The organism is Pseudoalteromonas galatheae, from assembly GCF_005886105.2.
Classification (GTDB): domain Bacteria; phylum Pseudomonadota; class Gammaproteobacteria; order Enterobacterales; family Alteromonadaceae; genus Pseudoalteromonas; species Pseudoalteromonas galatheae.
The window spans coordinates 3,467,904-3,489,864 of the sequence record NZ_PNCO02000001.1 but is presented as its reverse complement, the minus strand read 5'-3'; the positions used below and the strand labels follow the sequence as shown (position 1 = coordinate 3,489,864).

General features: G+C 41.8%; 17 protein-coding genes and 1 pseudogene. 10 read left to right on the top strand and 8 right to left on the bottom strand.

What is annotated here, in order from left to right:
- Positions 1–99 precede the first annotated feature (99 nt).
- Positions 100–1,239 (top strand): methionine aminotransferase, encoded by a 1,140-nt coding sequence (locus CWC29_RS15590; RefSeq protein ID WP_128725711.1) that lies wholly within the window; start codon positions 100–102, stop codon positions 1,237–1,239.
- Positions 1,227–1,997 (top strand): amidohydrolase, encoded by a 771-nt coding sequence (locus CWC29_RS15585; protein WP_138521477.1) that lies wholly within the window; start codon positions 1,227–1,229, stop codon positions 1,995–1,997. Before CWC29_RS15590 ends, CWC29_RS15585 begins: the two co-directional genes overlap by 13 nt.
- Positions 1,998–2,073: 76 nt before the next feature.
- Here CWC29_RS15585 and CWC29_RS15580 read toward each other — a convergent pair whose 3' ends face one another.
- From CWC29_RS15580 to CWC29_RS15560, 5 genes are all read right to left on the bottom strand, one after another.
- Complete coding sequence (locus tag CWC29_RS15580; protein WP_138521479.1) at positions 2,074–5,376, bottom strand: methyl-accepting chemotaxis protein; 3,303 nt, start codon at positions 5,374–5,376, stop codon at positions 2,074–2,076.
- Positions 5,377–5,587: 211 nt separating this feature from the next.
- A complete protein-coding gene (locus CWC29_RS15575; protein ID WP_138521481.1) occupies positions 5,588–8,926 on the bottom strand; it encodes an amidohydrolase family protein in 3,339 nt (1,112 codons plus the stop codon).
- Between the two features lie 169 nt (positions 8,927–9,095).
- On the bottom strand, positions 9,096–11,255 hold the full coding sequence (locus CWC29_RS15570) for an ATP-binding protein (protein ID WP_128725707.1): 2,160 nt from the start codon (positions 11,253–11,255) through the stop codon (positions 9,096–9,098).
- Between the two features lie 149 nt (positions 11,256–11,404).
- Positions 11,405–12,061 (bottom strand): helix-turn-helix transcriptional regulator, encoded by a 657-nt coding sequence (locus CWC29_RS15565; protein WP_128725706.1) that lies wholly within the window; start codon positions 12,059–12,061, stop codon positions 11,405–11,407.
- Between the two features lie 227 nt (positions 12,062–12,288).
- On the bottom strand, positions 12,289–12,660 hold the full coding sequence (locus tag CWC29_RS15560) for a histidine triad nucleotide-binding protein (RefSeq protein WP_128725705.1): 372 nt from the start codon (positions 12,658–12,660) through the stop codon (positions 12,289–12,291).
- A 173-nt stretch (positions 12,661–12,833) separates the two neighbouring features.
- Between CWC29_RS15560 and CWC29_RS15555 the strand changes: the two genes are divergently transcribed.
- Positions 12,834–13,448 carry a DUF2057 family protein gene (locus CWC29_RS15555; protein ID WP_128725704.1) on the top strand — a complete coding sequence of 205 codons (615 nt, stop codon included), beginning with the start codon at positions 12,834–12,836 and terminating at the stop codon, positions 13,446–13,448.
- Positions 13,449–13,456: 8 nt separating this feature from the next.
- Here the strand turns inward: CWC29_RS15555 and CWC29_RS15550 are convergent, their stop codons facing one another.
- A complete protein-coding gene (locus CWC29_RS15550; protein ID WP_128725703.1) occupies positions 13,457–14,032 on the bottom strand; it encodes a hypothetical protein in 576 nt (191 codons plus the stop codon).
- 271 nt (positions 14,033–14,303) lie between these two features.
- Positions 14,304–14,594: a phage integrase N-terminal SAM-like domain-containing protein gene (locus CWC29_RS15545; RefSeq protein ID WP_128725702.1), complete on the bottom strand. Its 291-nt coding sequence runs from the start codon at positions 14,592–14,594 to the stop codon at positions 14,304–14,306.
- Positions 14,595–15,178: 584 nt separating this feature from the next.
- Here CWC29_RS15545 and CWC29_RS15540 point away from each other — a divergent pair.
- Together CWC29_RS15540 and CWC29_RS15535 are read left to right on the top strand one after the other, a co-directional pair.
- Entirely contained in the window at positions 15,179–16,222 is a 1,044-nt protein-coding gene (locus CWC29_RS15540; protein ID WP_138521483.1) for a lysozyme inhibitor LprI family protein, read from the top strand.
- A gap of 147 nt (positions 16,223–16,369) precedes the next feature.
- Complete coding sequence (locus CWC29_RS15535; protein ID WP_138521485.1) at positions 16,370–16,612, top strand: hypothetical protein; 243 nt, start codon at positions 16,370–16,372, stop codon at positions 16,610–16,612.
- A 4-nt stretch (positions 16,613–16,616) separates the two neighbouring features.
- Here the strand turns inward: CWC29_RS15535 and CWC29_RS15530 are convergent.
- Positions 16,617–17,695 (bottom strand): IS3 family transposase gene (locus tag CWC29_RS15530; protein ID WP_138524894.1). Its coding sequence is split into 2 segments (ribosomal slippage): positions 16,617–17,443 and positions 17,443–17,695, totalling 1,080 coding nucleotides; the frame shifts between segments, so codons are not numbered across the junction.
- 842 nt (positions 17,696–18,537) lie between these two features.
- On the opposite strand from CWC29_RS15530, the gene CWC29_RS15525 reads away from it, so the two are divergent.
- The 5 genes and pseudogenes from CWC29_RS15525 (at position 18,538) to CWC29_RS24235 (ending at position 21,877) form a co-directional block, all read left to right on the top strand.
- Positions 18,538–18,735, top strand: coding sequence for a type II toxin-antitoxin system RelE/ParE family toxin (locus CWC29_RS15525; protein ID WP_235956670.1), 198 nt, complete (start codon positions 18,538–18,540; stop codon positions 18,733–18,735).
- A gap of 10 nt (positions 18,736–18,745) precedes the next feature.
- Positions 18,746–19,063: a HigA family addiction module antitoxin gene (locus CWC29_RS15520; protein ID WP_138522850.1), complete on the top strand. Its 318-nt coding sequence runs from the start codon at positions 18,746–18,748 to the stop codon at positions 19,061–19,063.
- 152 nt (positions 19,064–19,215) lie between these two features.
- Positions 19,216–19,641, top strand: coding sequence for a hypothetical protein (locus CWC29_RS15515; RefSeq protein ID WP_138522848.1), 426 nt, complete (start codon positions 19,216–19,218; stop codon positions 19,639–19,641).
- Positions 19,638–20,099, top strand: coding sequence for a hypothetical protein (locus CWC29_RS15510; protein WP_138522846.1), 462 nt, complete (start codon positions 19,638–19,640; stop codon positions 20,097–20,099). Before CWC29_RS15515 ends, CWC29_RS15510 begins: the two co-directional genes overlap by 4 nt.
- Positions 20,100–20,338: 239 nt before the next feature.
- Positions 20,339–21,877, top strand: a pseudogene (locus tag CWC29_RS24235) (transposase).
- Positions 21,878–21,961: the final 84 nt, after the last annotated feature.

Genomic DNA, 21,961 nt, shown 5'->3' with positions numbered 1-21,961 from the left:
TAACACCTATATATCAAATGCGTTTGGACGGCTATACATCTATTTTAAGCAATGATAGCATCCACTCACGATTAGCACCATAAGAAAGAGAGTGTTGCAGTGAAAAGTAAATTACCTCAGGTTGGAATTAGCATATTTAGCCAAATGACGGCATTAGCGAATGAGCATGGTGCGATCAACCTATCGCAAGGCTTTCCGGAGTTTGATGCGCCTGATTACCTCAAATCACAACTGAGCCACTATGTTGGCGAAGGTCAAAACCAGTATTCGCCTTCTGCTGGCGTACCGAGCTTGCAAGCACAAGTTGCGGCATTAATTGAACGTCGTTATCAGGTGAATGTTTCAGGACAAGAACAGATCACGGTGACCTCGGGCGCAACGGAAGCACTCTTCGTGGCAATTCAGGCGATAGTATCTGAAGGGGACGAAGTTATTGTATTTGATCCAGCTTACGACTCTTATGAGCCAGCAATTGAACTGGCTGGGGGGAAAGCCGTGCACATCGCGTTGACTGCACCGCATTACCAAATTGATTGGCAGCAAGTCGCAGCGAGTATCAACCCAAATACCCGTGCTATTATCATCAATACACCGCATAATCCGACGGCTAAAACGCTGAAGCCGTCAGATATAGCGCAGCTGAAACAGTTGCTAAATCAGCATGACTTGTTATTGATCAGTGATGAAGTATACGAGCATATTACCTTTGATGGTTTGCCCCATTTGAGCGCATTAACTGATCCTGTATTGTTTGAGCGTGCGTTTGTGATCTCAAGCTTTGGTAAAACTTTTCATAGTACAGGCTGGAAAATGGGCTACTGTGTGGCGCCAAAGCAAATGACTGTTGAGTTTAGAAAGATCCATCAGTATGTAACATTCTCAAGCTTCACTCCGGCACAACTTGCATTGGCAGATATGCTTGCTGAACATCCTGAGCACGTTGATGAGCTGAGTGGATTTTATCAACAAAAACGCGATGTTCTGGTTAAGGCGTTAGCGTCAAGCCGATTTACTTTGTTGCCAAGTGAAGGGACTTATTTTTTGCTTTTGGATTACAGTGAAATTTCTGATCTTGATGATGTTGCCTTTTGTCGCTATCTGGTGGAAGAGGTTGGGGTGGCGGCAGTGCCACTCAGTGTTTTTTACCAACAAGCATCTGAAGACAAGGTCATTCGATTATGCTTTGCTAAGGAAAATAAGACATTAGAAGAGGCTGCAAAACGCTTATGTCAACTTTAACCGTTACTCTTGTTCAAACAGATATCCAATGGCTTTCACCTGAGGCCAACTTTACCCATATTGAACGTTTGCTAGAAAATGTTGAGCCAAGCGATTTAATTTTGCTACCAGAGACATTTGCTACCGGCTTCGCCGTAAAAGAGCTGGGTGTTGAGCGTTATGCTGATGCAGCCATCGAGTTTTTACAGCAATGTGCTCAGCGCTTTGAAGCTGTTGTTGCGGGCAGCATATTGGTTCCGCAAGGAGATAAAAAGGCCAACCGTATGGTGTGGTGCCAACCGGATGGAGAGATACTTCATTATGACAAAAGACACTTATTCTGTTTAGGTAATGAGGGGGATTTTGTGGTTGCTGGTGAGCACCGTGAAGTGTTCGAATTAAAAGGCATAAAATTCTTACCGCAGATCTGCTATGACTTACGTTTCCCTGTATTTCAGCGTAATCAGAATGATTATGAGGTTATGATTAATATTGCAAACTGGCCAGCGGCACGCCGAAATCATTGGGATACTCTACTGGCTGCTCGTGCAATCGAGAATCAGTGCTTTGTGCTTGCGGTAAATCGCGTAGGTGAAGATGGGTATGGCACCGCGCATAATGGTGGTACAAAAGCGATTGACTTCAATGGTAATAGTCTTGTTTCGGCAGCAGATGACCAAGCAGAAGTTATTACCGTAAAGCTAAAACTGAGCGACTTGCAGCAGTATAAAGCTAAATTTCCAGCCCATCTCGATGCGGATAAATTTACGCTGGCATAATACACATTGGTACATGCATAACATGCCCAACTAAAAGGCTTAGTTGGGCATGCTCTAACTCGAAACTCAACAGGTTCTAAGATGCATTATATTGATGCACAAGCAATTCACCTTCTCTGCCAGTGGCGCTGTAATCATTTTTTGATAAACGGAAATAGCTCAACTGGGTGCGCATTTCGTGGGCTTGCTCGGCCATTTGTCTTGCCGCTGCCATTGTTTCTTCGGTAATTGCAGAGTTTTCTTGAATAAGATCCGTCAGTCGTTGCACCACCAAATCCACTTCTTTGATGGCTTGCTGCTGCATTGAGGTCGATTCATTGATTTTAATGATGTTGTTATTTACATCACTCACTGCACCAACGATTTGTTGCAGCTTTTCACCAGAACTATTCGCAAGCTCAGTACCTTGCTCTACCTTCTGATTACTGTTAGATATAATTTCTTTAATTTGCTTTGCAGAGGCGGCGCTGCGCCCTGCTAGTTCCCGCACCTCATTTGCAACGACGGCAAAGCCGCGGCCATTTTCTCCCGCTCGTGCCGCTTCGACGGCGGCATTAAGTGCCAGTAGGTTGGTTTGAAACGCAAGCCCATCAATCACGGATACAATTTCATTAATGTCTTTACTGGCTTTGTTCACCTCAATGATAGCGGCTACGGTTTGGGCAGATAAATTGCCCCCTTCTTTGGCTATGTTTTCTGCGTTTGTTGCCAGTCCTACGGCATCACCTGATTGGTTTGAAACCTTAGTAAGCTCATCTAGCATATTGCCAGTGCTGGCACTAGCTTCTTCTAAGTTTGCTGCTTGCTCTTCTGTGCGTTGGCTGATTTCGGTGTTACTCGCCGCTATTTCTCCAGCACTTTGGGCAACATAGTTTGCTGCGGCTTGGATCCCTTCAATGACACTGGTGAGCTTTTGAATTGTGGTATTGGTGTCCTCTTGAAGAGATTTAAACACGCCAAAATATTTACCATCCACTTTATTACTTAAATCGCCCTTAGCAACATTCGCCAACACACTACTGACTTCTGAGATAGCATCTGAAACTTGTGAGGTCGAGCCGTTTACGTCTTCTTTTAGTTGCTGTAATTGACCTTGTAGTTGTAACTCTATTTTTTGGCTAAAGTTACCTTCGGACATTGCACCCATTACACTGCCGAGTTCTTCAATAACTTGATTTAGGTTCTCGACTGAACGGTTGATATCACCTTTAAGATTGTCAAGCTGGCCAGACATCGCAGATTGAATGGTGCGATCAAATCGACCATGACTAATTGCCATCATCACTGTTGAGATTTCTGAGATAGCAACATCAACGGCGGTGACGGAAGCATTGATATCATCTTTAAGTTGAGCTAGTTGGCCTGTTGCTACTACATCTACCTGTTGTTTAAAGTCGCCATTGCTGACACCGGCCATTACAGCGCCGATCTCTTTCATCACTCCGTCTAGGTTTGCCATGCTGGAGTTGATATCTTGTTTTAACGTCTCTAATTGGCCTGCGAGTGGAGCATCAAGTTGCGCAGAGAAGTTGCCTTGACGCAGTGCAGACATAATCGTGCTGATACCGTCAATCGCGCTGCTAAGGCTACGTACGGAATTATTTACCGAATCTTTGAGTTGTGCTAATTTTCCTTTAGCGGGTACGGTTACTTGTTCCTTAAAGTTACCTTGCTCAATATTGGCCATCACATGAACTATACCGTTCATGGTTGAATTAATCGAAGACAAGGAATCATTGATATTATTTTTGAGCAGGTCTAAGTCGCCAGACATCGGAGCGCTGAGTTTGGTATCAAACTGACCATTTGCCATATCAATGGAAATTTCATTAAGCTCAGAAATAGCTCGACTTAAGGTATTGGCGCAGTGGTTAGTGGCATCTTTTAGGGTTTCTAGTTCGCCTCGACAAGGTACTTTTATACGCTCTTCAAACTTGCCCGATGCCATTTGATTCATGACGCGGTTAGCTTCTGTGATAGAAAGCTGCAACGCATCCAGTAATGAATTAAATGCTTGTGCACTGTTGCCTATTTCATCATGACTTCGAATGGGGGCTCGCAAAGAAAAGTTGCCTTCCTGTTCAACCAACTTCATGGTTTCCACCAATTCGTGGACGGGTTTTGTGAGCGTTTTTGAGAACCAGTAGGCGACGATTAGTACTAATACGATAGTAACGGCTAAAATAATCATCAGATATTGAGAGAGTGAAGTGACGGAAGCGAATGCTTCTGACTCGTCCATCTCGGCAAGTAGCGCCCAACGGGTATTAAAGACCTCTACCGGTGTATAAGCAGATAACACGGCTTCGCCGTTATAGTCCTGAATAACTTGTTGTCCAGATTTATTATTCAATGCTTGAGAGACCGCAAATGTTGCTACTTTGCCGCGCTCAGGATATCGGAATGAATTTACCACTGAGTGGTTTTGTGGGTCTAAGAAGGAATCAGAGCGCATTAGGCCCTCAGGACCGACTAAGTAGGTTTCACCACTTCCTCCCAAGCCCTCTCGTTCGGTCATGATAGTGTTGATGGCATCAATAGATAATTGTGCAGCAACAATTGCAACGGTTTGACCATTAACCACTATGGGTTTAGCGATAAAACTAGCGGGCGCATTATAAGAAGGGAGGTATTGTTTATAATCGGCAAATGTACTGATTGTTGGATCGGTTGAGTTTTTTAGTTCTCGATAAAGAGAAGCTAAATTACTATTGGCATAGGGACCTGACTCTAGTGATGTAGCAAAATCAACTTCTTTAAATACAGAATAGACAATATTGCCGTTGCGAGGGTCAATAATAAAGATATCGTAAAACTCGTAGATGTCGGCGATGTTCAACATGTACGGATGATAGCTACGGTGAGCTAAGTCATAACTATCTAAATGCCCAGTTTCAATAAACTTATATTTCTCGCCAACAGGGTAGAGATTACTGGCTAGGTAGCGTGCTTGCAGTGCAAGACCTGACTCTGAAATATTACTGATTAGTTTTTCGGTACTGGTGTCCTCTGGGTTTTCTTGATTAAACTTAGGTACGAACACTTCATCGTAAAATCGAGATAGCTTGACATAGTTTGTATCGCCTTGGGCGCTTGGAAAGCTGGTAATGAACTCTTGTGCGATCACGGGAAGCAATGGATTTGCCGTAAAGGCATTCAGCTTATCCTCAACGGTCTCAAAATAGCGGTTAACCGCACTTTTTTTAATCTCACTCACTGCTCCAAGTTGTGAATATACTTGCGCTGTCATGGCATTTGATGCGGTATAAAGTGCAATAGAAATAATCACTATTAGTGGCACGAGGGCGACGATTAGAAATGCAAAAATCAGCTTTTTAGTTAAATTAAGAGAGCTAAAGAACTGTGAAAACCCGGACATAACCTAATTCCCTGTTGCTGGAGGTACCTATAACAGCATAGAACAGTATTGGTTAAGATCTAGACAAAAAAGAAAAAAGCTCGGCTATCTTTATGGCCGAGCTTTTACATTTAACCTTTCTCTTTTACAAGAGCGAGACTTTATACCAGTTGTATTAAGTAAATGATCTATTTCACCCTTCAAATTGATTAGAGAATTAATTCAATTGGTATTAATGTTTCCAGTGATAGGTATGGGCTTTTTCTTCCATGTACTCAGCGGTTGCTGGGTGCATTTGTGTTTGTACGCCATTTTCAAAGAAGAAAGGCTGGCGTTTATTATCATAGTTACCAATTTCATTCATGGTCGCTGCATCATAGATACGGCCATTGATCACGGTGTAGGCAACTTTTTCTGATTCACGAATATTAGAAAGTACATCTCCATCAATGATGGCAAGGTCAGCTAGTTTCCCTTGTTCAATCGTGCCAAGGTCGCGATCTAGCCCTAAATATCTCGCGCCATCGATAGTACCACTACGAAGCGCCTGCCATGGGGTAAAGCCACCTTGGGCCATTGACCATAACTCCCAATGTGCTGCTAAACCTTCCCGTTGGCCGTGAGCACCAATGTGTACAGTAACACCTTTATCACGCAACTGTTTCGCAGTTTTAGCGACATTAATGTGGTTGTAGTGACGTTCAGGCGCTTTGCTTGGGCGAATTGACCTTGGTTTGACTATATATTCAGGAACAAAGCTCATCAAGCGCTCGTTTTCCCATACATTGGTGTGATGATACCAATATTCTTCACCAGCAATACCGCCGTAGGCAACAGCAAAAGTCGGAGTAAAGCCAACGTTTGTTTGCCCCCACATTTGTTCGATATCAGAGTAAATATTCGCAATCGGTAAGGCATGTTCAACACCTGTGTGACCATCGATTATCATGTTCATGTTGTGTTGGAATTTTGAGCCACCTTCAGGTACAACCATGATTTCCATGTTTTTTGCCGCCTCCAACACTTGTTGACGCGTCTCACGACGAGGGTGATTGTAACTCTTCACCGAAATAGCGCCTGCGTCTTTTAAACGTTTAACATGGAATTCAGCGTCTTCAAGGTTGCTGATAGGTGTTTTGTAGCCAGGTGCATTGCCAGCATATAAGATACGGCCGACAGAGTAGGTTCTTGGGGCCACGGTGAGACCTGCTTTTTGCAACTCAGCCATTGAGAACACCTCACCAGAGTCATTGGAAGGATCATGGATAGTTGTCACACCGAAGCTCAAGTTTGAGTATTGATTCCAGTTCTGTTGTGGTTGCAGGTTACGGCTGCCGTAGCTGCCATGTGCGTGGGCATCGATAAGTCCTGGGATCACGGTTTTACCGCTAATATCCATCACTTTAGCTGTGCTAGGAACGTCTAGTTCACCTTGCTTACCGACCGCAACGATGCGATTCTCTTTGATCAGAATAACACCATTGTCGATGATTTCTTGTTCGTTCTCAGCGTTACGCATAGTCACTACTTTACCGCCGACTAGCGCAATCATACCTTCAGGCTTATCTGCTTTTTGCTCAAAACTTAAGTCAATGCCTTCAGCGGTTAGCTCGTCGGTGTTGTCAGATGCACCATCGACGAAAGCGAAAGTGTCAGTCAGTTTGCGTTGATAAAGTGTGGGACCAAATGCCCAAGTTAGCGCGCTGCTATCCGCTTTCCAATTTAGGAAATCACCAGAGTACTTTGACACTTGCTTAACTGGGAAAGCTTTCTCACCCTTGTTAATTGATAGGGCTTTACCTGTACTGGTAAAAGGTGCAACAAAGGTATTGAAGTGCTCGATAAATGCCACGTATTGGCCGTTTGGAGAGACTTTAAAATCAAAGACGTAATCACCTTTGAAGTGGCTACGTTCTTCTTGGCCATTGAGGTTAACACTTTTAAGCTCACGATGTGTTTCGTCACTCATTGTTGAGAAGTAAATGCGCTCTGAGTCGGCTCCAAAGTGAGGATTATCACCATTTTTAATAATGCGCTTTGCTTCGCCGCCTTTGGCATCAATCAGATAAATACCTGGGTGCATTGACCAATCGCCACTTAACAAGTAGCCACCCGTGACCTTTTTAAATAGCACGTTTTTACCATCAGGTGAAAAACTAGGGGAGATATAGTGACCTGGTTCTTGGGTGATCACTTTACCCTTACCGCCAGTTGCAGATACAACACGTATCGCGCCTAAGTCTTTGTCATTCCACGTCGTGTAGACGATAGACTTACCATCGCGAGAGTAGCTTGGGTAGAACTCAAAGTGGTTGGTTTGTTTAGTGAGGCGCCTTACTTTACCTGACTCAATGTCTTTTATGTAAAGGTAGCCAAGCGCTTGGAATAGCGCAGTTTCACCATCTGGAGAAATTTGCGACCAGCGCGCGAGTTTAATTTTAAAAGTATCAGGTGCAACATCCACAGCAAAACGCAGTGCCGGTGTAATCTGTTTTTCAGCAACAACACGAGTAGGGATGATGCTCACCTCTTTTGACTCTATATTGACGCGGTTGAATACCCCTTTTGCCCAAAAAACCAGGGATTTACCATCTGGCGTGTAAGCAAAAGAAGGCGTGTTACCATGTGCACCATTGGCTTCTTGCAAATCACGGTCAAGCCCTGAATATACACGAGTCTCAATACCTGAACGTAAATCTTTGATGTATAAAGCGCTGACCATTTCGTTGCTGTTGTCTTCGCGCTTAACAAACGCAATTGATTTACCGTCAGGGCTAACGGTTGGGCGAATAGCACCTCCGGCACCACGGATCACGGTTTCTTCTTCACCTGTAGCTAAATCCCAACTACGAATTTCAAAAACAGAGTCGAGCGAGTTTTTATTATACTCCCAGCGTACGCCTGAGGTTGCGTCAACTGAGTAATAGATTTTTTTACCGTCGTGAGAAAACGCGGGTTCTGCAACGTTCTTTTGAGAGCTTGTACCATGCAGACGTTCGCGAACTAATACGCCTTTACCACCACTGATGTGATACATGCGTATTGAACCTGCTGGGATGGTACGGCCTGTTACTTGACCCTGTTTTACCGCAATATATTGACCATCTGGTGACCATGCCGGGTTATGAATAAGGTTATTTACTTCTTTTGACACCTGGCGTAGATTTTGACCGTCAACGTCCATCACCCACAGGTTGTCACCGCCTGCGCGATCAGAGATAAACGCGATGTATTTACCGTCAGGGGAAAACTTAGGTTGAATGTTCCAGCCCATATCTGCTGTGAGTGCTGTTGCTTTACCGCCGCCAATTGGCATGATGTAAAGGTCGCCAAGCATATCAAAGACGATGTGCTTACCATCAGGACTAACATCTAAGTTACTCCAGGTGGTTTCGTTAGTATCAATGGTGATGGTTTGCTTTTCGCCTGGTGGGTTGAGCACATCCCAGCCTTTAGTTGATTTTTCTTCTGCTTGCGCGGCTGTAACAGCATCATCAGCGCTGGCTGGTTGAGCTAAACTAATCACAGCTGCACCGATAGCAATCGCTAGGGGGGTTTTAAAAAATGACATAGATGTTCCCTAATTTTATAGTTTTTATCTCAGACGCGTAACGCGTCTAAGTAAGTTAGCGTTAATATAAATTGGCACTAAGCATGAACAAATTTTATGATGATGTCGAACGAGATGCGTTTAACCCCGCAAAATGAGCGGGTGTTAAATCGAGTGCGTATCATAACGCTTATCCTATAGCCTCTTTGCGGACAAACTGGAGGTAGGCCGCAAGGCTGTCTTGCCATAGCGTCATGGCTTCTGTGAGTTCATCGTGACAAGATTTTCCGTCCAATAATCGGCGCTCTGCTTTTTTCAAATTTGAACCGTAGCGATTAAACCCGAGTTGCAAGGCCGTGCTGGCTTGGCGGTGAAGTTGTCTGATGCATTGTTCTCGGTCTTGTTCCAATAATTGCTGAATATGAATAAGTTTATTTCGTGCAGATAATACAAACTCGTTGTAAATCGAAGAAACTTCATCCTCACTAAACCCTGATTTCAAAGCATTTACGGCTGTTTCATCGTAAAGAGTATCGGGCAATTCCACGCTTACACTAGCCTTTTTCGGGGACTGTGATTCGCTCAGCGCTTGGCGTAACTTTTCTTGTTTTATCGGTTTACCAACGATATCGCGAATGCCAAGTGCTAGATACTCTTTGACCTCATCGGGGCTGAGGCTGGCGGTAAAGGCTAAAAATGGAGTTCGCTTGTTTTTATGCTCACAGTTTTGTAGCTGTTTTAATACTTCTTGCCCGGAAAGATCGGGCAAATTCATGTCTAACAGTACGACATCGAAACGGTGTTCTACCAGCATCTCAATGGCGCTTTTACCATTGGTTGCCAATTTAACCTTATGCTCATCTTCTGCCATAAACTCGATAGCGATTTTTTGGTTGAGATCTAAGTCCTCTACCAACAGCACTTTTAGACCCGTGATACAGTTATCATGCTGCGGACGTTGCTCTACTAAGCTCAGTTCGCCAATGTTTAATAGTAAATCAAAACTAAATGTGCTGCCTTTACTTAGCTCACTTTTGATATCTAGTTGTGAATTCAAGCGGTTGAGCAAGCGGCTAGTAATGGCGAGGCCCAAACCTGTACCACCTTTAACTTTACCGGCACTACTTTGTACGTAAGGCTCAGTTAGTTTATTAATGTCTTCACTATCAATACCTGGCCCTGAGTCCGTGATACTAAAGCGCACTTTATGCTCAATTTGTTGGTCTTTTAAAATCTCAACTTTGAGTTTTACCTCGCCTCTATCGGTGAATTTTATGGCATTTCCAACGAGGTTAATTAGGATCTGTCGTAGTTTCTGCTGGTCAAAGTAGTAACACACCTGATCGGGCAGCTCGTACACCAATTCAAAGTGTAGCTTTTTTTGCTCTGCAAGCGGACTTAGCAGCAAACAAAGGTTTTGTAGCCAACTTCTAAGCTCAACGTCTTCTTCGTACAAAGCTTCATCGCTTTGTTCCAAACTCGCGTAGTCTAGTACTTTATCAATTAGTAGATTTAACGATTCAGCTGAATTTACGATAGCTTCACAATAAGCTTTGTTGCGACTGTCTGTGGTGCGTCCTAGTATCAGTTGAGCACTTCCTAAAATACCATTAAGTGGGGTTCGGATCTCATGGCTGATCGTTGATAAAAACATACCGCGCAGCTCTAGGTCTTGCTGTGCTTTTAATGCTAATTTATTCAGATTTTGTTCTCTTTGCTCATTACATAACAGCGCCATACCTGTTGCATAAAAAATAGGAGCAAGAACACCATTGAAGAAAATGGTGATAGTAAACCAGTTTTCTTTGAAAAGCGTGAAATGAGTAACATCCCCCATCAGCAAGGTTCTGCCTGTAAATATCACCAGAATGATGAGTAAAATAGTGATATAGACTATGCTGCCATTGGGATATTTGTTTCGTGCAAAGCGGCTAAAAAAATATAGGAGTAGCGCAGCTTCAGCGATGTGCTGTAAATCAGAGATAAGCATCCGATCTCTCAGATTGGGGGCAATAATACTGCTGTAAATCAGTAATATGAAAAGCCCAGCGGTTACACCGAGAAATAGCTTAAAAGAAGGGCCTCTGATCCCTAAAAACTGCCGTATCGCCATGCAATGAATAATGGAAGCGGCGAATAACAAGGTGTTAGCAATGGGAATGGTTTCCCAGTTGTTAAAATAGCCATGTAACGCAAAAGAAGAAATCGCGCAGAGCAAAACTAATGGGTAAAAAATATAGAGTAGTGTTCCAGGTGTGCTTTTATTTGCTCGCCAAGTTAAAAAGGTAAGAAGTGCCATCATTGCAGTCATGACGAGACTGGTTAGGTAGAGGGTTTTTGGGTCGAGCATTTACCTAAAATTGCTTTCAGTTGCGATAAAAGCTTAGCATAGAGGTATTCGCTAAGGCAGTAAAGTTTATAACTGAGAGAAGCGCTGAGATCATCATGTCAGCGCTACCTTTTCTCTGTCGACTTTCGTCAGTCGGTTCAATATATAGTTTAGCGAATTTCGTCAGGAATATTCTGTTGGGCCCACGAAAGAAGTTCGATACGGTTACGACATTTGGTTTTGCGAAATGCACTATATAGATGCGTTTTTACCGTGTGTGGACTGATGTTTAGCTCTTCAGCGATCTCTTTGTTTTTCGCCCCTTTACTCATTAGCGCGATAATTGCTTTTTCTCGCTTAGTGAGTTTCACAGGTTCGATATCACCTTCGGTTAGTTTATGTAATGCATCTTTATTAAATTGCAGCATGCGATTTAACACGTTACACATTACGTCACGGCGATACCAAAGTTGATCTTCAAGTAACATGCGGATCCCTTTCATTAGCACGTCGGCATTGTCTGTCGTGTAGAATACACCACGAATGCCGCTGAGTAGCGCACGATTAGCAAGCTCTGGATTTTCATCTAAGTTGAACAGCACGATATCGCATTTTACTTTGAGGTTGACAAGTTGTTCTTTTAATTTACCCCAAGAATCATTTACCGCGGTTTCGATGAAAAGTAATCGAGTACCTTCAGGCACATCTGAGATATCAGTTCCAGTTGTCACATCCAACCCTTGGGTTTTCAACAAAGGTTGTAACACATTGATACCAATGGTGTTAACTGGTTCTTTATCTAATAACAAAAAAGCACTACTGCTCATTTTGGACACACTCTATTTTTTCCGATTTCTCAATGCTAACACGGGATTCAGACCTTTTGTATTAGAATTTTTAGCACAAGATAGATAAACCCGCTATATAACAAAGTGAAATAATAAATCGGAATTATGTACAGAATATGTATTGAAATGTAATTTATTGAAATAAGTAAGATTTTAACAATTTCAGTTAATAACTTACTTATTTACATTGCTTAACAGAGAATAATCTAGACTGGTACTTTTTTCGTATTACTGTAAGGCGGCCAACCCATTTCTTTTCCAGCTAATACATGTAGGTGAAGGTGATAGACAGTTTGACCACCATGATCGTTACAGTTCATCACTACACGATAACCATCTTCCGCAAAGCCGTGCTCTTTCGCTAATTTGGCTGCAACAACATATAAATGACCGACAAGATGAGCATTTTCTGCAGTCACGTCATTGATAGTCGCAATTGCTGTTTTAGGAATAACTAAGACATGAAATGGTGCTTGTGGATTAATGTCTCTAAACGCGAGCGCTTGTTCATCTTCGTAAACAATATCTGCTGGGATCTCTCTATTAATAATTTTGGTAAAAATAGTTTCTGAACTCATGGCCCTTCCTTATTTGGCATATTGAATTGCTCTAGCATAGCTAACTCTCAAGGAGACTCAATAGATTTGGTGTCTTATTCTAAAGTGCACTAATTAAAAGGGTAGAGATATACGCAGGTATGCAGTAATCTCATCAAGGTATAATGATTTGGTACTCACGAAGGAGTGAATAGATGCGCTTAAAAAATACGCTTGCGACCGCTGTTTTACTGTTGTCACCGCTTTCACAGGCTGCGTTGCTAAGTTTTCCTGAAGAAATTATTCCCTTGCAAGTTGATGATAAAACCATTGAGCACTCATTCTTCTCCAAAGTGCGAGAGTTGGACTTAGCAAAAGGAGAGTATGCGGTCAAAATGCGTTACACCGATTTGTATGAAGTGGGCTATGACGACCACGAAACCATAGAGTCGAAGCCATTTTGGGCAAAAATAAGTATCGATCAAGACGGTGAGTATCAGGTTGAATTTAACCGACCTGACAATGTGGTTGCGGCAAAGGCATTTGCAGATCAGCCGTTGATTATGTTGCAAGCACCCAACGAATCGTTAGCGACAACATTGGTGGTGACACAAGAAAGACCAAGAGTAGCGACAGCGATAGCAAGTGAGCCTTCAACATCCACCGCATCTCGTTATTCAACGCCAAGCACTACCACACGAGCCACTACGCCAGCACCTGCAGCGCCAAAATCAGCACATCCAGATGTGGTTGGCATGTTGGACTATTGGTGGCAGCAAGCAACCCCTGAACAAAAGCAGTTGTTTTTGGAAAAAATAAAGGGCAATTAAGCCCTTTATCAATGCGTTGTTAGGTTTTGTTTCATCGTTATAATTTTACTGCGGCAAAGGTTCTTATGGTCAAGCAACCATGACGTGGGTGAATCATCTAAGATTATTTCGGGAGTTAATATAACAAACTCTTTGTGGTGGGAGCTTTCTACCATGTTAAGAACGGCTGCGCTCTCATCTCGCAGGGCTTCGATGTACATACGACTTTTAAACGCTTCTAAGCGCTCGAATTTGGAGAAAAACGCATAAACTGCAGCGCGCGTGTCGGAAATGTCATAGTCGATGAGGTCTTGACATATCTTGATGAATTCTTCTGCTATCTTTTTCTCAGTCAATGAGACTTTTTCAGAGAGCCTAATCAGTTCCTCAGTTTTAGAAATGTTTGGATTGGCGATGAGTTGCTTTGCTAATTTATATGTGATTTTGGCGTGATTAGGGCTCATCTGATCCACTGAAGTTATATGGCCTGAATTGAATATGAGCTCTTCTTTGGTTGGCGCTGGGCTTTCCACTTGAGGTTTGCTGTGAGCGGCTGGCGTGATCAAGGCAAACGAAAATATGAATGTTCTTAGTCCTATCTGCATATTAAATCTCCTTTTTAAATTAGAAGATAAATATAGCTTTGCGGAGCAAGGAAATAAAATTACTGAGGAGCAAAATATGCTCCTCGGCAGTGCGTTACTTTTCGAAAGCACGCTTCATAAAGTTAGGTGTCGCTAATGCCCCCTTATGAATACTTGTGTTGTAGTGATGAAAACAAGAAAATCAAGTGATACCTATCGCTATTAACACCACAGCTGAGGAGATGAAGTAAAAAAGTATGAAAGCACTTCCATTGCAAATTAGTGGTGGATGTCAGCGATTTACAAGATTAGGACACAAATCCTGTTTAATTATTTGCTTATACAGAAAAGATAATGCATTAAACGCTGTCGCTTGTGTTTTAGGCGACACATTACGTTTAAGTACAAGGTAGTCGAGATATTCGACAACCTCGTTATCGCCCATTGAAGCTGGGTGACGCTTATCATGAAAATGAATATAGGAAGAAATCCACTTAAGATATGTATCAACGGTTCTGAGCGAATATTGCTTAGTCAGCATAAACTCGGCGATGTGGTTTAGAAATGGTGAACGAGTTCTCATTGAGCTAGTCCTAAATGATCTGTATTTATATACAGCATTGTTGTGTTTCTCCTATAGTCAAGAAAACGACTCACTGGGTCGTTTTTATCCTTTTCATAGTTTCTAGAATGATTAAAAATATATCTGTAGCAACAAGTTAGTTATTGTGATAAAGCTGGTACAATGAGAATAATGACCCATTGGGTCGATATAAATTGTTATATGTACTTGGAAGCTGAGTGAAGCAATATTCCGTTGTAAAAATTAAATCTCTATATACAGAATTTAAACATTCGGACCAAAGCTTTGGTTCTAGGGCTCCTCAAGTTGGAGACGAAGGAACAATCGTTGAAGTTTACGGTGACGATTTTTATATCGAGTGCAGTGACAAAAATGGAGTCACTATTTAGCTAGAGATATTTGGGCCCAATGATGCGGAACTAGAGCTACTGTACATATAACAAAGCAAATTAAAAGTGCGGACAAAAACCAGTTGGCTTTGTTCGTGCCTCACAAATTTTAGCCAACTAATTTTTGCCGTTTATTTGCGGCGTTGTTATGCAGTTTGGTAGATCATGCCATGAAAATAAATTTTAGGATTTCCCATGAAAGGAATATGTAGTCTTCGTTACCTAAGTGCAATCTCTCTAGTTGCGGTCAGTCTCAATGTGAATTCTGCAAGCTTTGATTGCGGGAAAGCCCGAACTCACGTAGAGAAGATGATCTGTTCAGAAGACAATATCTCTAGGCTCGACCGAGATTTAAGCAGCGCCTATAAAGCTGCAAATAAGCTTTCTTCAACCTCGCTTAAGCAAGGGCAACGTGATTGGCTTAAAAACACAAGAAATAAATGTAAAACAACCTCATGCCTAGAGAAGGTATATAAGGAAAGAGTTTCCATGCTTGATTTTATCAGTGCTGGAGATGATATTTATAAGTCAGCTGAAAAACTAAAAAATTCTTTAGGCTATAGTCTGGGTGAAGAACTTCTTCTAAGAGCTGCAGAAAAAAATGATAAAAGAGCTCTATATGGACTTGCGTTACTATTCCACAAAAAAAGAAATGACATAATTCCAGTCCTTAAAGAAGAAGCATCAAAAGGTGACATGGATGCGGTTTTTGTACTGGCTAATAAGTATGCTATCGGCAAAAACGATAAAGTATATTTCGCAGCAGAAAATGGAAGTGCTAAAGCTGTTAAGTGGTTAATCGACACACACTATTATAGTGTGGATGATGATTTTAAATTAGATAAGAAGCCTAGCTTAGCATATAAATATTACCTTCTAGGTAAGAAGGCTAACCCAGATTTAACATTCTACGGTGAATCTGAAATAGTTAAAGAGCTCGCTATGTGCTCTGAGGCCGGAGACCTTGATACAACATCGTTCTTAGAGTCGAGAAAACTTACTCGGGAAGACAGCCCTTGGAAACAAGCACGACTGATATCAAAAAAATCACACAATCCTCGATTAGTGTTGCAACTAGCATGTATAGGTGGCGATATTCCTTTTGAAAGAAGACAAGCTGTCACCGAGAGTTATCGAGCGTTTAAAAACAATAAGGGCTTTAAATTTGATGGCTGCATATATGCACAAGGTAGTTATTCCATGGGACTTTGCGCTGGCAACTCATCTAAAACATACTAATAAAATAAGAGGTTGCGTATAACAAAGCGCGGCAACAGGACGCAAAAAGCTACGTTTGTTTTGTGTCATTCCGCTGCGCTCTATTCTAACACAAAACAAACTACGCCTTGTGCGCCGGTGCGCGCGGCGTTATATGCCAAGGAAATCATGAAGTATTTATTCATAGTTTCACTAATTTTTGCTCTTATTGCATGCAAGGGTGATGGATACCTTAGAGGTGAAGTAGAACCATCGCAAGACGGTAACACATACTTTGGTGTAATTGATAATAATGGTGGAAATTGTGGGCCGTTACTATTAGATGGTAAAGCTTGGGAGTTACCTCTCGGTGAAGTATCAGAAATAGAGTCTGGTTGTAACTCCACCCAATTTAGTACAGCTATTTCATAGAATTTTATGCAGCCTCAAGGTAACCAATTGGTGTCATATCGCCAAGTGAATCATGTGGTCGCTCATAATTGTAAATATCTAACCACTCATCAGTGATTTCACGTACTTCTTGAAGTGACTCAAACAAGTATAAATCTAGCACTTCTTCACGGTAACTCCGATTAAACCTTTCAACAAAACCATTTTGGTAAGGACTGCCAGGCTCTATAAATTCCAACTTGATGTCATTTTTCATTGCCCAATCTTCGAGTGCCGTTGAAGTAAATTCTGGGCCATTGTCCGCTCTAATCTGCTTTGGTTTTCCTCGCCAAGCAATAATTTGTTGTAGCGTTCTAATAACGCGTTCAGAAGTTAAGCTTGTATCGACCTCAATCGCCAGTGCTTGTCGGTTGAAATCATCCAGCACATTCAGTGTTCTAAAGCGATGTCCATAGCTTAATGCGTCACTCATAAAGTCCATTGACCACGATTCATTATGTTGTGTCGGTGCACTTAATGGTTCAGGTGTTCTTGTTGGAACACGGCGCTTCCCCTTACGTCTCAAGTTTAGTTTTAGCATGTTGTAAACGCGTTCAACACGCTTTTTATTCCACGGCTTACCTTTATTGCGAAGCCTTTTGAATAGCTTAGGCAGCCCCCACCTAGGATGGCGCTCTACCAGCGCAAGTAATGCGTCGATAACTTCATCATCTAACGGCCGTTTATGTTTGTAATAAAAAACTGAGCGGCTTAGCCCTGCCACTTCACAAGCAAATGCGACGCTGACGTTAAATTGAGCTCTTAAATGCTCTACCCAAGCTCTGCGCCTACTTGTTTTTACAGCTTTTTTGCGATGATATCCTCAAGCATCGAGTGCTTTAGGCTAAGCGTTGCAAACATATCTTTTAGCTTACGGTTTTCTTCTTCAAGCTCTTTGAGGCGTTTAATATCAGACGCTTCCATACCGCCATATTTTGAGCGCCATTTGTAAAATGTACTTTGGCCGATGCCATGTTTACGGCAGATTTCTGGTACAGGAATACCTGACTCAGCTTCTTTGATCATGCTGACAATTTGGGTTTCGGTGAACTTGCTTTTTCTCATCGTAAATTTTCCTATTTTAGTTAATGGAAAATTCTACTTATAAACTGTTTCATTTTTTGGGGGAGTTACATGGTGAGCATATTATTCACTGTGGATCTTCCATTAGATTTGTTATTCCCAAGGGTGTGGTTTTTAAGTTCGATTATTGGGGGCCATAGGCATATAACAAGGCAAATCAAAAAGGGTGGACAAAAACCAGTTGGCTTTGTTCGTTCCTCACAAGTTTAGCCAACTAATTTTTGCCGTTTATTTGCGGCGTTAGGTGCTCATTTAGAATGTGGCGTGTGATTATAATATTGATGCTTCTATCAGGTTGTTCGGCTAAACCGATAAATGGGTGTACTTTCGACTTAAATCACTGGGAGAAAACAAGCAGCATTCCCAAAGTTTTAAGCTCGAAATATAAAGCTGATATCGATTCTTGGTATAAAAATCAAGATGGAGACCTGTTTTACTGTAAGCGGTTTATTGGTAACAATGTCTGCGGACATGAGTTCGAAATGTACTTTAAGCAAGCTAATGGCTCTTATCAATCAGACCAAGTTATCTGTATGCAATAGTGCACCTAACAAAGCACATTAATAAGTACTGACAAAAATCAGTTGGCTTTGTTAGTGCCTCACAAATTTTAACCAACTAATTTTTGCTGTTTAATTGCGGCGTTATGTACTTTCTTGTCCTGCACAACTTGTGCACATCTCTTTTGTGCGATAGTATTTCACTATTGATGCACAGTAAGACAGTGCGAGGATATGTCAGTAAATTTTAAAGATGATTGGCTTGAAGCATTTTATGAGGAAGATAAGCGTCATTGCTTGATTCCTAAAATTATATAGAATGCGCTGTATCGGAAGCTTGAAATCCTAGATGCAGCAAAAGCTGAATCAGATCTAAGAGTTCCACCGGGTAATCGGTTTGAACATCTTGAAGGTAATCTGAAAGGTTGGTGTTCGATACGGGTGAATAAACAGTATCGTTTGATTTTTAAGTGGGTTGACGGTGTAGCAGAAGACACCTATTTAGACCCTCATAAATACTGAGGTCAGGATAATGCGCATAACTAAACGTCGTCCAGTTGGTGTAGGAGAAATGCTCAAAGTTGAATTCTTGGAGCCAATGGAGATTACATCAAAAACATTAGCTGAAGCTATGGGTGTACATAGGAACACCATCAGTAACTTAATTAATGGTGGTACTCTGACTGCTCCACTTGCAATCAAGTTAGCGGCTGCATTTGGGAATACACCTGAGTTTTGGCTTAACATTCAACATGCTGTGGACTTGTGGGATACACGAAATCGTTATCAAGATGAAGCCAAGCAAGTAAAACCTTTGTTTTCAACGCAAGATATCGAACTACGTACATAACAAGCGTTTAAGAGCGATTCCATAACGTGTGCCGATTTCGCTTCGCTCAAGTGTGCAAACGTTATTCCACGCCTTAACACGGCGTTATGTCTCTAGCAGAGTTCACTCTCAATACAAAGGTGCTAGAATAGCGTTTAAAACGGAGTGTATACATGGCTGAAATAGATCAAAAACATATTGAGTTGAGAGTCAGTGACTGGAAAGAAAGGGTTGCTAAACTTTACCATTCGGTTGAAAGTAGATTGGCTTCAGAAGATGATTTTTCTGTAGAGAGTAATGACAGTGTGTCGATGAACGAAGAGTTAATGGTTAAGTTCAATGTACCTTCTACGTCAATTCCAAAGCTGAATATTTATAGAAAAACTAAACTTCTAATGTCAATCAAACCAGTGGGTTTATGGATAATTGGTGGAAATGGTCGATTAGACATAATGACTAAAAAAGGTGCATACATTCTAGTTGACTTTTCAGAGTTTGGAGACAAGGAATCTAAATGGAAATTGTTTTCACCGACACAAAGAAGACAAGGTGAAAATTTTACACCAGAGCTTCTTTTGGAGTTAGCTACTAAACTATGACTATTTTTGATGAACTTGAAAAACAATATTTCGAAATCGACAATGATTACTCCTTTATCGAATTTGATGCAATTTCAAAAGGTTGGAATAAAAAAGCGCAAAAATATGCTAGAAAACGTGAGCTAAATGACCAAGCATATTTTTTGTTTATGTTTACTCGTTTAGAAGACAGAGTTCGCCAAGAGTCAGCAAAAAAAATAGTTAAAAAGAAAGCTTCGACTATTTCATGGAAAAACAAAGCTGCGTGGGATATTTTGCCCTCAAATGCGAGTGCAGAAATGAACTTCAAAAATCGGTTGGCTTTATTGACGCCTAAAGGGCAATCCGACTTCAATATCGTTGCAGATTATTATAAAGAACGCAATGCAATTGGTCATGGTGGGACCTTTACATCTCCAATAAATATGCCTCATGTGATATCGGAATACAAAAGGCTATACCGCACACTAAAGGCATAACAAAGCGTTTAAGACAGATTCCCAACGCTTGGCATTTTTCATTCTACCGTTGGGTTTTGTGTTTACGGTGGTATGGTTAGGTTTCGTGGTGGCGTTGCTCACTACTTAACGCGGCGTTGAGGCTGTAGAATTACTCTTTCCAGGTACTGGATTGTTGGTTTTGGATTGACTATTTCTTAACCTTGAATCGAGTTGGTTACTGTGATCTAATAGCTATTATTCACCCACGGTAATCTGTTATGGCCAACTATAAGCCAGACTTATCCCGCCAAAATAAATTTATTCCAATCAATTTCGCTGAGCAAATTTTGCCGGGAACCTTTGAATATGCGCTTTGTTATATTGTCGAAAATAAGCTTGACTTGTTGGGCTTTGACGCTTGGTATAACAACGACAAAACAGGCGCTGCGGCGTATCCGCCCGCGGTGATGTTAAAGGTTATTTTACTGGGCTATGCACATGGTTTAATCAGTAGTCGGCGAATTGCTAAAGCGTGTGAAACAAACATTTTATTTATGAGTGTGTCGGGTGATATTCAGCCGCATTACACATCAATAGCGGGTTTTGTGGCTAAAATGCACGAACAGATTGAACCGCTATTTACGCAAGTGCTGATGATATGTGATGAAGAAGGCTTGATAGGACGCAACATGTTTGCCATTGATGGGTGCAAATTGAAGTCCAACGCAAGTAAAGAGTGGAGCGGTACATTCGATGAGCTAGGCCGTAAAAAAGCCAAATTAGAACGCGCAAGCAAACGCATAATTGAGCGCCATCAAGCGCAAGATGGCTTAAGTGAAGAGCTGGTCACTCAAGACTTAAAGTAAAAAGAAAAGCTAGATAAAAGTGCAGATAAAATCACCGAGTTCTTAGCTACTCACGAAGAGAAAACAGGCAGTAAAGGTAAGCCGGTTAAAAGTAATATTACCGACCCAGACAGCGCGAAAATGACCACGTCAAAAGGCACAATTCAAGGCTATAACGGGATAGCGATAAACGATGAGAAACATCAAATTATACTACAAGCACAGGCATGGGGCTCGGTGGGCGAGCAACAAACACTGCAGCCAGCCGTTGAGCAATTAAAACGACAACTTGAAAAACTGAACAGTGATAAATTCTCTCACAAACAGGCCATTAAATTTACCGCAGACAGTGGATTTAATAGTGAAGCGAACCTTGAATTCATGGCGCAAAGTGGCTTTGATACTTACATAGCTGATAACCAATTTAGAAAACGCAACCCACTGTTTAAAGAGAGCGAAACCTACGAAACAGAGCAAGAAAAGCGCCGATTAAAACGCAGTAAAGGCAAGCCACGCTTATTTACCTCAGACGACTTCCATTATGATGAAGCAACACAAACCTGCCACTGCCCCGCAGGGAACGAGATGTGGCGAAGCGGTATCAATGTAAAAAGCTACAACCAAGAATACACGCGATTCTGTGGTTACTTAAAAGATTGCAAAGTATGCCCACTACAACAGCAGTGCATGCGAAAGCCACCGATAAAAACAGGCCGGCAAGTACAGTTTAAGAGTGATGAGTCTCGCAAAAAAATCAGTTACATCGACAAAATGAAAGTAAAAATAGACAGCCCAATAGGACGACGACAATACAGCGAACGACTTGGATGTATCGAACCACTATTCGGCAACATCACGGTGAATAAAGGGACGAATAAGCTCACATTACGCGGCCAAGTAAAAGTCAATGCTCAATGGCAGCTATACTGCCTTGTTCACAATATCGAAAAGTTACGAGAAAGGGTGTCGTAAGCTAAGAACAACCTGACCTAACAGCTCCGAAACGCCTCTCAAACCACAACAAACCAGCTTAAAAAAACGCCCTAAAATAACAAC

What these genes read in the sequence shown, in the direction of transcription:
- CWC29_RS15585 (WP_138521477.1), top strand. Translation starts at nt 1,227, where the DNA reads ATGTCAACTTTAACCGTTACTCTTGTTCAAACAGATATCCAATGGCTT.
- CWC29_RS15570 (WP_128725707.1), bottom strand. Translation starts at nt 11,255, where the DNA reads ATGCTCGACCCAAAAACCCTCTACCTAACCAGTCTCGTCATGACTGCA.
- CWC29_RS15545 (WP_128725702.1), bottom strand. Translation starts at nt 14,594, where the DNA reads ATGAGAACTCGTTCACCATTTCTAAACCACATCGCCGAGTTTATGCTG.
- CWC29_RS15515 (WP_138522848.1), top strand. Translation starts at nt 19,216, where the DNA reads ATGGCTGAAATAGATCAAAAACATATTGAGTTGAGAGTCAGTGACTGG.
- CWC29_RS15510 (WP_138522846.1), top strand. Translation starts at nt 19,638, where the DNA reads ATGACTATTTTTGATGAACTTGAAAAACAATATTTCGAAATCGACAAT.
- CWC29_RS15535 (WP_138521485.1), top strand. Translation starts at nt 16,370, where the DNA reads ATGAAGTATTTATTCATAGTTTCACTAATTTTTGCTCTTATTGCATGC.
- CWC29_RS15550 (WP_128725703.1), bottom strand. Translation starts at nt 14,032, where the DNA reads ATGCAGATAGGACTAAGAACATTCATATTTTCGTTTGCCTTGATCACG.
- CWC29_RS15580 (WP_138521479.1), bottom strand. Translation starts at nt 5,376, where the DNA reads ATGTCCGGGTTTTCACAGTTCTTTAGCTCTCTTAATTTAACTAAAAAG.
- CWC29_RS15560 (WP_128725705.1), bottom strand. Translation starts at nt 12,660, where the DNA reads ATGAGTTCAGAAACTATTTTTACCAAAATTATTAATAGAGAGATCCCA.
- CWC29_RS15565 (WP_128725706.1), bottom strand. Translation starts at nt 12,061, where the DNA reads ATGAGCAGTAGTGCTTTTTTGTTATTAGATAAAGAACCAGTTAACACC.
- CWC29_RS15575 (WP_138521481.1), bottom strand. Translation starts at nt 8,926, where the DNA reads ATGTCATTTTTTAAAACCCCCCTAGCGATTGCTATCGGTGCAGCTGTG.
- CWC29_RS15555 (WP_128725704.1), top strand. Translation starts at nt 12,834, where the DNA reads ATGCGCTTAAAAAATACGCTTGCGACCGCTGTTTTACTGTTGTCACCG.
- CWC29_RS15540 (WP_138521483.1), top strand. Translation starts at nt 15,179, where the DNA reads ATGAAAGGAATATGTAGTCTTCGTTACCTAAGTGCAATCTCTCTAGTT.
- CWC29_RS15520 (WP_138522850.1), top strand. Translation starts at nt 18,746, where the DNA reads ATGCGCATAACTAAACGTCGTCCAGTTGGTGTAGGAGAAATGCTCAAA.